This is a genomic window from Paracoccus luteus (assembly GCF_004522155.1).
In the GTDB taxonomy this organism is placed as follows: Bacteria; Pseudomonadota; Alphaproteobacteria; order Rhodobacterales; family Rhodobacteraceae; genus Paracoccus; species Paracoccus luteus.
Genome location: NZ_SDEA01000003.1, coordinates 112972 through 125583, shown reverse-complemented (window position 1 = coordinate 125583; position 12612 = coordinate 112972). Strand labels below are relative to the sequence as shown.

12 protein-coding genes are annotated in these 12612 nt (G+C 66.9%); 8 read left to right on the top strand and 4 right to left on the bottom strand.

The genetic code is table 11. From position 1 onward, the window contains the following. Nucleotides 1-55 precede the first annotated feature (55 nt). The 4 genes from EPA64_RS05505 (at nucleotide 56) to eda (ending at nucleotide 2413) form a co-directional block, all read left to right on the top strand. A complete protein-coding gene (locus EPA64_RS05505) occupies nucleotides 56-448 on the top strand; it encodes a RidA family protein (protein WP_134725248.1) in 393 nt (130 codons plus the stop codon). Between the two features lie 6 nt (nucleotides 449-454). Further along, on the top strand, nucleotides 455-640 hold the full coding sequence (locus tag EPA64_RS17065) for an NmrA family NAD(P)-binding protein (protein ID WP_220443715.1): 186 nt from the start codon (nucleotides 455-457) through the stop codon (nucleotides 638-640). 147 nt (nucleotides 641-787) lie between these two features. Next, a complete protein-coding gene (locus tag EPA64_RS05495; RefSeq protein WP_134725247.1) occupies nucleotides 788-1708 on the top strand; it encodes a sugar kinase in 921 nt (306 codons plus the stop codon). A 60-nt stretch (nucleotides 1709-1768) separates the two neighbouring features. Next, nucleotides 1769-2413 carry a bifunctional 4-hydroxy-2-oxoglutarate aldolase/2-dehydro-3-deoxy-phosphogluconate aldolase gene (gene eda, locus EPA64_RS05490; protein ID WP_134725246.1) on the top strand — a complete coding sequence of 215 codons (645 nt, stop codon included), beginning with the start codon at nucleotides 1769-1771 and terminating at the stop codon, nucleotides 2411-2413. A gap of 109 nt (nucleotides 2414-2522) precedes the next feature. Here the strand turns inward: eda and EPA64_RS05485 are convergent, their stop codons facing one another. From EPA64_RS05485 to EPA64_RS05475, 3 genes are read right to left on the bottom strand one after another with little or no spacing between them, the layout of a single operon-like run. Further along, on the bottom strand, nucleotides 2523-3734 hold the full coding sequence (locus EPA64_RS05485) for an MFS transporter (RefSeq protein ID WP_134725245.1): 1212 nt from the start codon (nucleotides 3732-3734) through the stop codon (nucleotides 2523-2525). After that, a complete protein-coding gene (locus EPA64_RS05480; RefSeq protein ID WP_134725244.1) occupies nucleotides 3724-4704 on the bottom strand; it encodes a quinone oxidoreductase family protein in 981 nt (326 codons plus the stop codon). Before EPA64_RS05480 ends, EPA64_RS05485 begins: the two co-directional genes overlap by 11 nt. Then, a complete protein-coding gene (locus EPA64_RS05475; protein WP_246026622.1) occupies nucleotides 4701-6227 on the bottom strand; it encodes an FAD-dependent oxidoreductase in 1527 nt (508 codons plus the stop codon). Before EPA64_RS05475 ends, EPA64_RS05480 begins: the two co-directional genes overlap by 4 nt. A gap of 37 nt (nucleotides 6228-6264) precedes the next feature. Between EPA64_RS05475 and EPA64_RS05470 the strand changes: the two genes are divergently transcribed. Further along, nucleotides 6265-6831 (top strand): MarR family winged helix-turn-helix transcriptional regulator, encoded by a 567-nt coding sequence (locus tag EPA64_RS05470; protein ID WP_134725243.1) that lies wholly within the window; start codon nucleotides 6265-6267, stop codon nucleotides 6829-6831. A 336-nt stretch (nucleotides 6832-7167) separates the two neighbouring features. On the opposite strand, the gene EPA64_RS05465 is transcribed toward EPA64_RS05470, so the two are convergent. Then, nucleotides 7168-8040 carry a MurR/RpiR family transcriptional regulator gene (locus EPA64_RS05465; protein ID WP_246026621.1) on the bottom strand — a complete coding sequence of 291 codons (873 nt, stop codon included), beginning with the start codon at nucleotides 8038-8040 and terminating at the stop codon, nucleotides 7168-7170. Nucleotides 8041-8158: 118 nt separating this feature from the next. Between EPA64_RS05465 and EPA64_RS05460 the strand changes: the two genes are divergently transcribed. From EPA64_RS05460 to EPA64_RS05450, 3 genes are all read left to right on the top strand, one after another. Then, entirely contained in the window at nucleotides 8159-9244 is a 1086-nt protein-coding gene (locus EPA64_RS05460) for a D-TA family PLP-dependent enzyme (protein ID WP_134725242.1), read from the top strand. Between the two features lie 307 nt (nucleotides 9245-9551). Next, nucleotides 9552-11033, top strand: coding sequence for a M81 family metallopeptidase (locus tag EPA64_RS05455; RefSeq protein ID WP_134725241.1), 1482 nt, complete (start codon nucleotides 9552-9554; stop codon nucleotides 11031-11033). Nucleotides 11034-11104: 71 nt separating this feature from the next. After that, on the top strand, nucleotides 11105-12607 hold the full coding sequence (locus tag EPA64_RS05450; RefSeq protein ID WP_134725240.1) for an ABC transporter substrate-binding protein: 1503 nt from the start codon (nucleotides 11105-11107) through the stop codon (nucleotides 12605-12607). The last annotated feature ends 5 nt before the right edge of the window (nucleotides 12608-12612 follow it).

Below are 12612 nucleotides of genomic sequence, written 5' to 3'. Positions count from 1 at the left end.
TTGGAACAGCTGCGGCATCACGACGCCGAAACCGCCTTGCACAGAAGGGATTCCCATGAACCAGATCACCCCGGTCTTCCCGCCGAACCGCCATGCGCTTTACGAGCTGCACGGCTATTCTGCCGCTCTCAGGTCCGGCGACCTGCTTTTCGTGTCGGGGCAGGTGGGCAGCCGCGCGGACGGCAGCCCTGAACCCGACTTCGAGGCGCAGGTCCGGCTGGCCTTCGATAACCTGCGGGCCACGCTTGCAGCTGCCGGCTGCGGGGTCGAGGACATCATCGACCTCACCACCTTTCATACCGATCCCGAGGCGCAGTTCCCGGCCGTGATGAGGGTGAAGGCCGACGTCTTTCCCGCTGCGCCTTACCCGAACTGGACGGCCCTCGGCGTGACGTGGCTTGCCGGGTTCGACTTCGAGATCAAGGTGATCGCCCGAATCCCTTCCTGACACCGCCTGTCCCTCGGGGACCGGATTCTCACGACGTCCGACAAGACCATCCTTGTCTCCGGCGCGACCGGACGGCAGGGCGGCGCAACCGCTCGGGCGCTTATGGAACGGCACTGGCGCGTCCGGGCATTCGTCCGCAATCCCGACCGCCTGGCCGCACAACAACACCCGCCGGGCAGGCGGCGGCGATGAGGGTCTGACCCGAACCGCGCCGGCACGTCCGGGGCTGGCGCCTGCAGACGTTATGGGCAATTCTGCCTGCACCGAAGCAATGCGGGCGATCCTCGCCCGCATCCGAAGCGAAGGCCTGCGCCCTGTGACGAAGACCGAACCGACCGCATGAACAGCAAGCTTATCCTTTCCATTGGCGAGGCCATGGTTGAACTGTCGGAGGCGGGGCAGTCCGGCCTCTGGCGGCTCGGGATCGCCGGCGACACGCTGAACACCGCCTGGTACCTGCGCCGCCTGCTGCCCCCCGACTGGCGCATCGCCTATTGCAGCCGGGTAGGGCAGGGCGAGTTCTCGCAGAAGATGCTGGATTTCCTTGCCGCCGAGGGGATCGAGACGACCCATGTGTCCCGCGACCCCGCCCGCGAGATCGCGCTTTACGCCATCGCGCTGAAGAACGGCGAGCGCAGCTTCAACTACTGGCGCGAGACCTCGGCGGCCAGGGGTCTGGCCGACGATCCGCAGGCCTTGTCCGCCGCGCTGGACGGCGTGCGGATCGCCTATTTCTCGGGCATCACCCTTGCCATCCTGCCCGAGCCCGGCCGCGTCCGGCTGCTCGAGACGCTCAAGGCCGCGCGGGCGGCGGGCACGCAGGTGGTCTTCGACCCGAACCTGCGGCCCCGGCTCTGGCCCGATGCGGCGACCATGCGGGACCGGATCGAGGCCGCGGCAGGCATCGCCGACCTCGTCATGCCCAGCTTTGACGACGAGCGCGACCATTTCGGCGACGCCGACCCGCAGGCGACGGTGGCGCGCTATCTTGGGTGGGGCGCCCGGCAGGTTGTCGTCAAGGCGGGGGGCGATCCGATCCACCATGGCGGGTCCGAGGGCAAGGGGCTGATCGACGGGCTGGAACGCGAGCTGCTGCCCGTGGACACCACCGCGGCGGGCGACAGCTTCAACGCGGGCTATCTCGCCGCGCAGCTGCAGGGCGCCGGCATCGCCGATGCCATCCGCGCCGCGCATGACCTCAGCCGCGCGGTCATCCGCCACCCCGGCGCGCTGGTGCGCGAGGCCGTCGCGCGGGACTGACCGCAGGAACCCAACGCACGGGCGGCTTGCCCCCGTCCGACACCGCTACGGAGACGCAGCATGACCGACCCCCTTGAGCGCATCGCCGAAATCGGTGTCGTTCCCGTCATCGCCATCGACAGCGTGGACCACGCCCTGCCGCTGGCCGACGCCCTGCTGGAAGCGGGCCTGCCCACCGCCGAGATCACCTTCCGCACCCACGCCGCCGCCGATGTGCTGGCGCGCCTGCGCGACGCCCGGCCCGAGCTGCTGATCGGCGCCGGCACGCTTCTGTCGCCCGCGCAGGTGCGCCAGGCGGTCGGGGCCGGCGCCGCCTACGGCCTCGCCCCCGGCTACGATCCGGCGGTGGTGGACGCCGCCGCACAGACGGGCCTGCCCTTCATCCCCGGCGTGATGACGCCCTCGGACATCACCCTTGCGACTGCCCGGGGCTGCCGGCTGATGAAGTTCTTTCCCGCCACCGCGGCGGGCGGCCCGTCCATGCTGCAGAACATCGCGGCGCCATTCGCGCACCTGGGCCTGAGCTTCATCCCCACGGGCGGAGTGAAGATGGAAACGGTTGGTGACTGGCTGGCGCTGCCCGAAATCGTCGCCGTGGGGGGCACATGGATCGCCACCGCCCGGCAGATGGCCGAGGGGGACTGGGCCGGCATCCGCGACCGCGCCCGCGCCGCCGTCGAACGGGTGAAGGAACTTCGCCGATAGGCTTGCTGCGCTGTCGCGATGAAGCCGTGCAGGGCCGACCTGCGGGATCGCGGGACAAGAGGCTTTCGGCTGATGGAGCTGGAGGTCGGCGCCAAAGCGCGCGTGTTCATCAGGAAAGCCGGGCAAGGGCGATGACGGCGCCGGCAAGTGCGATTGCCACGGCCGCCCCGATCCAGGCATCGTAAAGCGCGTGGCTCAGGATCAACCCGCCGAAAACCGGGGAAACGACATCTGCGGCAGCAACAAGGGACTGTGCGCCGCCGATGACGATTCCCTGCCGCGCTGAGGACACATGAACCGACAGCGCCGCAAGATAGGTCGGCTTCGCCAAGGCGTCGCCGGTGCTGATGCAAAGCACCGCAAGCGCCAGAACGGGGATCGTGCCGGCATTGGCGGCGATCACGAAACCGCTGCAGGCGAGAAGGAAGATCAGAAGGATCAGGTTTCGTTCTGTCATAAACGCCCCCAGCCAGCCCAGCAGGAAAAGCTGCACGAGGATGTTGATCGCGCCGTCGGCCATGATCAGATAGCTCAGTTCCTTCGCGGTAAAGGCGTGTCCGTTCCAGACAAAGGTTTCTGCCAGAAAGACCGGCATCTGCGAGACATAGAGGCCGTAGGCGAAGAAATGGCACAGCATCACCACGATCAGGATCCGGACCGCCGCCGAGTCCAGGATCGCACGAAGCGAAACCTTCTCGCCTTCCACTGCGGCTTCGGCAAGCCGCGCCGTCCGGCGGTCGTCCATGACGAGAAAGGTCACTGCGGCCGCGACCAGCGTCAATGCAAGCGCGGTGTAGATGGGCGTGGTCAGCGAGGTATCGGACAGAAGGCCCGAGATCCCCGCGCCGACGATTCCGCCAAGACCGACGCTGCCGGTCAGGATGCCGATCGCCTGCCGCCGGCTCGCGGCGCTTGAACGATCCGCGACATATGCCATCGCCGCCGACAGATTCCCCGCGGTCAGGCCAAAGATGGCACGGGCCAGCACGATAAAGGCGACGCTGCCGGCGCTTGCCAGCAAAACAAGGCTGATCGCGCCGATCAGCTGGCTGGCCAGCAGGATCCGCTTGCGGCCGAACCGGTCGGAGAGTTGCCCGAGGAACGGCGCGGACGCGAACTGGCAGAAGGCTTCGGTCGCGATGACGACGCCAAGCGCCAGGGGCGACCCGCCTGCTTCCCGGACATGGAAGGGCAGCACGGGCAGGACGGCGGCCATCCCGGCGGCGTAGATGCTGACGACCACGAAGACAGGCAGCAGCGACCGCCAGTCGAGCGTTTCCCCGACGCCCTCCATGTCCAGCGGCACCGGATCAGCGGTCATTCCCGGCCTCCGCGGTCTTGATGATGAAAACGGTGCGGCGGGTGCTGTCATCCTGTGCCCATCCCTGGTCGAAATCGTCGAACGCCACCGGCGTGAACGCGATCTTCAGATCGCCGGACGCGGTTGCGTGCAGCACCTGCCCGGTGATCTCGATCAGACGTGGAACCGGCACGCTGCCCAGGCCGCTTCCCATGAGCACGCTCGCCGAGGCCCGCAGCACGGCGGCGGGAAGGGTGATGTCCTGCGCGGAGGCCGAGCCCACCTGAACGAACCTCGTCGGCATCTCGGCGCGGCCGGCCTTGGCTGCGGCGATCAACAGGCTCTCGGCGCTTTGGCCCCAGAGATAGTCGATCACGACATCCACGCCTTGCGCGAATTCCCGCATGAAGCGGCCTTCAAGCCCCTTGGCATCCGCGCCGAGAGGAACCGCCGCATCGGCGCCAAGCGCCCGCACCTGATCCAGGGCGCCGGCGTCGCGGCCGGTCGCGACGACGCGGCCCGCGCCCAGCAGCCTTGCGATCCGGACCGCAAGCCGCCCGGATGTGCCGGTGGCGCCGTTGATGAGCACCGTCTCGCCCGGCTGCAGCCGCGCACGCTCGGTCAGCGCGACCCAGGACGACATGCCGGGGTTGGCGATCGCGGCGGCGGTGGCGTCGTCCAGCCCCTCCGGCACCGGAACGCAAAGCCCCGCATCCACCACGGTCTGGTCGGCCATGCTGCCGTGGGGCAGGCGCGGCAGGGCGAAATAGACCCGGCGTCCGTCGGTGAGCGTTCCCACGCCGTCGATGCCGGCGACGAAGGGAAACTGCCGGTCCGCGCTGTAATGCGCGCCCGAGGCCCGGGCCTTGACGACATGGCTGACGGCGGCCGCGCGGACGCGGACAAGCTGCTCGCCGGCGGCGGGTTGCGGGGCGGCGAAGTCTGCCAGAACCGGGGGCTGCCCCGCAGCGGAAACGACGGCGGCTCTCATTGCGGGTCCTCCCCAGGCCGGCCGACACCCACGTGGCCGAGATACCGCGCAAGCTTGCGTGTCCGCTCGCCGCCAAGGGTCACGAATGCGCCGATGTAGCCGTCCGGCCGGATCAGGACGCATTCGCCGGGGGCAAGTTCAAAGGCATCCCGGACGCAACCCCATGCATCGATCACATCGCCGCATGGCCCGATGCGGTGCACATGCAGCCCCGGACGGCGCGGCGGCGGCTCGGTGCCCGCCGCGTCCATCAGCAATGTCCAGTGCGTCCCCTTGAACAGCTGAAACAGGCGCGACGGCTGCCCGGCGGCGCCCAGGATCGGGGCATCCGGCGCGCGCGCGCCCGAGCGCAGGCTTCCGTTCCGCTCGACCAGCTGCCGCGAGAGCGGCGAGTCCGGATAGCCGATGTCGAGCTGGCGCACCTCGCGGCCCCGCTGCATCCTGCCCTGCATCTGCGCGTCGAGCAGCCGGGTCGAAAGGCCAAGCATCGCCTCGGCGACCGGGCGGCGCTCGGCTTCGTAGGTGTCGAGCAGCTCGTTGTCGGCTCCGCCGAGCACGGCCGACAATTTCCAGCCGAGGTTATAGGCATCCTGCACGCTGGTGTTCAGGCCCTGCCCGCCGGTGGGGGGGTGGATGTGCGCCGCATCGCCGACAAGGAACACCCGGCCGACCCTGTAGCGTCCGGCCAGCCGGGCGTTCATCACATAGGCCGATGCCCAGGCGACCGACTGCACCTGCACGTCGCGGCATCCCGTCCTGTGGGCGATCAGGCGACCGATCCCCTGGGCCGAAAGATCGACCTCGCCCTCGGCCGGGACAGGCGACTGAAGCTGGAACAGCCCGGTTCCGGCGAGCGGGCAGATGGCGACCATGCGCTCGAAGTCGCCCTCGTTGAACTGGTGCCATACGTCGCGGCCAAGGCCGGTCAGCGCGATATCCGCCACGATCGCACGCACGCCCAGTGTCTTGCCCGGGAACTCCACGCCAAGCGTTTCCCTGACGAAGCTGCGCCCGCCGTCCGCCCCGGCAAGATAGCGGCAGCGGATGGTTTCCTGACCCGCGGACGAGGCAAGGCGCGCGATGACGCCCTTTTCGTCCTGTTCGAATCCGACCAGTTCGCAGCCGAACTCGACGTGTCCGCCCAGTTCGGCCAGCCGCTCCCGCATGATCCTCTCGGTCAGGAACTGCGGCACCATCAGCGCGACATGATAAGGCTCGGCCGGTGAAGGCTCGGCGCCCTCGCTCAGGTCTTTTTCAAGACGGCTGCCGTCGGCCCCGTACACGCGCATCGGCGGATAGGGGCCCCCGGAGGCGACCAGCCTGTCGAGGATGCCCAGGTCTTCGAAGATTTCCTGCGTCCTCGGCTGTATGCCCTTCCCGCGCGAGCCGTGGAACGGTTTCTCCATCCTTTCGATCAGCCGGAAGGACACGCCGCGCCGCGCAAGCTCGATCGCCAGCGTCAGGCCAGCCGCTCCCGCCCCGCAGATGAGCACATCTGCGGCACAATCGGTTGTCATGGTCATCTCCTTATGTGTATGATGCACATAAATGGAGGCCGGCATGACGTCAACAAAAAACGTGCATGATGCACACATATCCAGGCAGCAGGTTCGCGAGATCCACCGCGCCCTGATCGACATCGTCGGCCTGATGAACCGGCCACAGCGTGACGAGGCGCTGGTGCGCGAGGCCGGCATCTCGTTGGACGGCGCCCTTTTTCCGCTGCTTGTGGCTGTCGAGCGACTGGGGCCGATCGGCACGGTGGAACTGGCGGCAGGCGTGGGCCGCGACTACACCACGGTCAGCCGCCAGATCGGCAGGCTGGAGAGCCTTGGCCTGGTGGAGCGCAGGCAGAGCGCCACCGACCGCCGCGTGAACGAAGCCGTGGTCACGCCATCGGGCAAGGCAATGACCGGCAGGATCGATACCGCGCGCGAAAGGATCGTCCGTGCCATCTTCGCGGATTGGGAGGCGCATGACGTCGGCGAATTGCTGCGCCTCATGCGCAAATTCGCCGATGCCATGGAGAAAGAGCCCGGACCCCCGGCCCCGGGGCTGCGGCAGGGACATTCGGGCTTTCTTGAAACGGACAAGGACGCCGCCGGGGATCGCGAAGCCCGGGGATGAAACCCCGAGGGTGATGCGTCTGACCTCGCCAGCCGAATGCCGTCGCACATGCGGGGCCTGATCCGGATGCCGGCTTTCTGCCCTTCACGCGCCCTGCGCCAGCCGATCACCCCGAAGCAGCCTGCCTCGTGTGGGCCGAGGTTCGGCCCGAATACAGCACGACAAGGCGGAAACGCCGCCAGCCGCATATCCAGCCACCCGTCTTGGGGGTCGAAACGCCCCTTGGTCTGCAGGGTGCAACAGCGTCTTGCAGATCATCGCATCGGGCGTGCCTGCCCGTAGCTCACGACAGCAGGAGCAGCGGTTTGCCGGACAAGCCCGGTGAAGGGCGGCGCATCAGTCGCCCAGAAGCTGACGGTCGTCGCCGTCGCGGCTGCGCACCAGTTCCTCCTTGATGCGGCGCAGGAACACCGTGGCGCGCTGGCGGTCCGCATAGGCGACCAGATTGGCCAGAATGTCGATTGCCGCCAGAAAGGCATAGCGGGTCGATGTCGGGCGGAAGATGTTCCGGCCTTCGGGCAGATCAATGGCAATGGGAATATCGGCCGCCGATGCCACTGGCGAGCCGCTCTGCGTCAGGGCGATGGTCGGCACCTTCTGCTGGCGCATCAATTCAAGGCAGCGCACCAGGTCGGCATCAAGTCCGGTCATCGAGGAAACCACCGTCACCGTGCCGGGCGTCACCGCCGCCGACAGCATCAGATCCATGCTCCGGTCGTTCGAGCTGTGGATGCGGCAACCCAACCTGAACAGCCGGTTGTGCAGTTCATGCGAGATCATGGACGAATTGCCGCCCGACCCGAAGGCAAGGATGAAATCCGCCGCCCGCAAAGCCTGCGCCGCCCGCTCAAGCGCCGCAAGGTCAAGCTGCTGGTGCAGCTGGAACAACGCGTTCTGCGCCTTGCCGACGATGTCTTGCGCCACTTCCGCCGCGCTTGTGGTGGGCACTTCGGGACGCAGATAGCGCAGGCCGACATAGTTCATCCTGGCCAGTTGCAACTTGAAGTCGGAAAACCCCGCACAACCGATGCGCCGGCAGAACCGCGTCACCGTCGGCGGCGACACCGCCGCCCGCAACGCCAGTTCGCCGATCGTGGAATGGATGGCAAAATCCACGTCATCCAGCACGATCTGCGCCAGCTTTCGATCATGACCGGACAGGCGGCGCTCCTCGTCTGCAAGGGCATGGTAAAGGTCGAGCATGGCCATTCCGATCCAATGGAGGAAAAATTATTACATGAAGGCTGGTCGGGTCAAGGCTCTGTGGTACAACATCGAGGAATTCATGCGAAAATATGAAACTCAGTAACATCCCAAGGAGAACACCATGTCCTATCCGTGGCCCGAGCCCGGCACGCCGCTGTCCCAGGTGCCGACGCCGATGCCGGTCATCGATGAAGACCGCCTGTCCCGGAACATCGCCCGCGCACAGGAGTATTTCGATCGGCATGGAAAGTCCTTCCGGCCCCACATCAAGACGCACAAGCTGGTGGCGATGGCCCGGCAGCAGCTTGCCGCGGGGGCGACGGGGATCAACTGCCAGAAGATCTCGGAAGCCGAGGCATTTGCCGATGCGGGGATCGGCGACATCCTGATCACCTACAACATTCTTGGCGCGGACAAGCTGGCGCGGCTCAAGGCGCTGAACGACCGGATCCCGGCACTTGCCGTGACCGCCGACAATGCCACCGTGGTTGCGGGCCTGGCCGCGACCTTCGGCCCCGATCGCCCGCTGCGGGTGCTGGTCGAATGCGACACCGGCGCGAAACGCTGCGGGGTGCAGACGCCCGAGGCGGCCGTCGAGCTGGCAGAGCCGATCGACGCGGCCCCGGGGCTGCGCTTCATGGGGCTGATGACATATCCGCCGGTCGGCGGCGCTGCACAGGTAGAGGCGTTCTTTGCCGGCGCCATGCGGCAGCTTCAGGCGCGGGCCATTCCCTGTCCCGTCCGCTCGAACGGCGGCTCGCCCGATCTGTTCCGGGCGCACGAGGTGCCCTCGGCCACCGAGCATCGGTCGGGAACCTACATCTACAACGATCGCAGCCTGGAACGCGCCGGCCATTGCGGCCCGGACGACATGGCCATGCACATCCTGGCGACGGTGGTGTCGCGGCCGGCGCCCGGACGGGCCGTGCTGGATTCGGGATCGAAATCCCTGAGCTCGGATCTGCTGGGCTTTGCGGATCACGGCCGCATCGAGGGCCATGCAGGCGCGCGCATCACGGCCCTGTCCGAGGAACATGCCGTCGTCGAGCTTGCCGATGATGCGCAGTTTCCCGACGTGGGCGCGCAGGTGCGGATCGTGCCGAATCATACCTGCGTCGTGACCAACCTGTTCGACCGGATGGTGTTTCATCGCAACGGGATCGTCACCCGAGTCGAAGCGGTGGACGCGCGCGGCACCGTCTGGTGAAAGCGCGCGCCCCTGCCGCGGGCCGGGATTGGAAAGGCGCGGGGGTGAAAATCCGCCGCCTTTTCACCTCTTTTTTTCATCCGGCTTGGGCGGGGGTGTTTGGGAAAACGCAACGTCACCCTCGGCGCGATGAAACTGAGCAGAGGGTATTTTCGCTTGCATGAAAATAAGTTTCCTGCAGCCCCGAGTGACGTGATGTTTGTTGACGGATTTGCCCGACTCTGCGTAAATGATGAAAATCAATTACGGTCGTGTTCATGGTCAGCATCCGCCGCTTCCGCATCCCAGGCGACGCCGGGAACCTCGCATGAGGATCTTCACCGCATCCCTGGCCACCGAGACCAACACCTTCTCGCCGGTGCCGACCGATCTGGACGCGTTCCACGCCGCCTTCTATGCCCCGCCCGGCCAGCACCCCGAAACCCCGACGCTGTGTTCATCGGTGGTGCCGATCCTGCGCCGGCGCGGCCGCGCCGAGGGCTTCACCGTGATCGAGGGCACGTCGTGCTGGGCAGAACCTGCCGGCCTGATCCAGCGTGCGACGTATGAACGCTTGCGCGACGAGATCCTTGGCCAGCTTGCCGCCGCGCTTCCGGTCGATGGCGTCGTGCTTGGCCTGCATGGCGCGATGGTGGCGCAAGGGTATGACGACCCCGAGGGCGATCTGCTGGAACGCATCCGGGCCTTGTGCGGCCCCGGCGTGCTGATCGCGGCCGAGTTCGACCCCCACAGCCACCTGACGGCAAAGCGCCTGCGCCAACTGGACCTGATGGCGGCCTTTCTTGAGTTCCCCCACACCGACTTCGAGGAACGCGGCGCCCATGTCGTGGATCTGGCGCTGAGCGCGATCCGGGGTGAAATCCGTCCGGTCATCTCCTCCTTCGATTGCCGGATGATCACCATCTATCCGACCAGCCAGGCGCCGATGCGCGGCTTTGTGGACCGCATCGCGGCATTGCAGGGGCGGGACGGGGTGCTGTCGGTTTCGGTCATCCACGGCTTCATGGCGGGCGACGTCCCCGAAATGGGCACGCGCATCGTGGTTGTGACCGACAACGATCCCGAAAAGGGCGCGGCACTGGCCCGCCAGCTGGGGCACGAGCTATACCGCCTGCGGCGCCAGACCGCGATGCCGATGCTGGATACCGAGGCAGGGCTGGACCGGGCAGGGGCGGTCCGCCGCCGGCACCCGGACCGGCCGGTGGTGATTGCCGACGTGTGGGACAATCCGGGCGGCGGCGTGGCGGGCGATGCCACCCATGTCCTTCGCCGGATGATCGAACGGGGCCAGACCAATGCGGGCGTGGCGACGGTCTGGGATCCGGTCGCGGTCAGCTTCGCCCATGCCGCCGGAGAGGGGGCCGAACTTGACCTGCGGATCGGCGGAAAGTCCTGCGCCGAGGGCGGCGAGCCCCTAGACCTGCGCATCAGGGTCATGCGGGCCGTGGACGAGGGCTGGCAAAGCTTTCGCAACAGCCGCGTCACGCTGGGACGGGCGGCGGTCGTGCGTGTCCTGGGGACGGAACTGGACATCATCCTGATCACCAGCCGCACCCAGACCTACGAGCCGGACATCTTCAGCAGCCTCGGCATCGACTTCGCGGCCAAGGATTACCTTCTGGTGAAATCGACCAATCACTTCCAGGCGGGCTTTGCCCCGGTCGCGTCCGAGATCGTCTATGTCTCGGCGCCGACCTCGTATCCCACCGACCCCGCGACGACGCCCTATCAAAAGGCCAGTCACGATCTTTGGCCGCGGGTTCCCGATCCCTTGGGACTGGACGGCTGAAAAACCGCCGTCCGGCCCCGGGCGGCACATCAAAAAGGCCCGCAAGCGGCCGCAACAACAGGAAAACAGACATGAAAGACACGCTTCTTCTGACCAGCTGCCTGGCGCTCATGGCCGGCATGGCGCAGGCCGGCGACGGCATCCTGACCGTCGCCACCATTGGCGAGCCGCCCACCCTGGACGCGATGCAGACGCCCACGGACATCGTGCTGACCATCGGCCAGCACATCTTCGAGACGCTGTTCACCTATGACGCGGCGTGGCGTTCGGTTCCGCTTCTGGCGGCGGCGATGCCCGAAGTGTCGGAAGACGGCCTGACCGTCCGCATCCCGCTGCGCGAAGGGGTGAAGTTCCACGACGGCAGCGATTTCGACAGCGCCGACGTGGTCGCCTCGCTGGAACGCTGGATGGCCGTCAACTCGAAGGGCAAGCAGGTGGCCGAGGTCGTCGAAAGCCTGACGGCGGACGGGCCGAACGCCGTCGTGTTCAAGCTGAAATCGCGCTATTCGCCGCTTCTGGCGACGATCTCGCAGGCGGCGGTCATCCTGCCCTCGGAAAAGGTCGCGGACGAGCTGACCGAGTTCGTGGGCACCGGTCCCTATGCCCTGAAGGAGCGCAAGCCGGATCAATACACGCAGCTTGTCCGCTTTGACGGCTATCAATCGCCCGAAGGCGAGATCAGCAACTATGCCGGCAAGCGCGAGGCCGTCGCCGGCGAGATCCGCTTTGTCCCCGTTCCCGACGCCAACACCCGCGTCGAGGGGCTGATCGCGGGCCAGTTCGATTACGCGGATTCCCTGCCGGTCAGCGCCTACGAGCGCGTGAAGTCCAGCGACACCGCAACCCCGGTCATCTTCGAGAACACCGGCTGGGTGTCCATGAACATGAACATGAAGGAAGGGCTGCTGACCAACAAGGATCTGCGGCACGCCGTGCAACTGGCGCTGAACCCCCAGGACATGATGCTGGCGGCCTTCGGCAGCGAGGAGTTCTTCAGCGTCGATGCCTCGCTGTTCCCGGAAGGCTATCCCTGGCACACCGAGGCGGGGGTCGCGCGCTATGGCACGGGCGATCCTGAAGGCGCCGCGAAGCTGCTGGAATCCGCCGGCTATGACGGCACGCCGCTGCGCATCCTGACCAGCCGCCAGTACGAGTTCCACTACAAGATCGCCGAGGTCGCCAAGGCCTATCTGGAGGCCGCGGGCTTCAAGACCGACCTGCAGGTGGTGGACTGGGCGACGCTGACCCAGCGGCGCGGCGATCCCGCGCAGTGGGACATCTTCATCACCCATTCGAACTTCCCCGGCGATCCCAGCACGATCAACACCATCACCGACAGCTATCCGGGCTGGTATGTCTCGGACCAGAAGACGCAGGCGGTGGATGCCTATCTGGCGGCGACCTCGGACGCGGAAAAGGTCGCGGCGTGGCAGGCCATCCAGACCGTGATCTATGACGACGCCCCGCTGTTCAAGGTCGGCAACTTCAATGCCGTCTCGGGGATCTCGAAGTCGGTGGGGGGCTACGAGCCGACCTACTGGCCGCATTTCTGGAACGTCACCCCCAAGGAGTAAGCAGA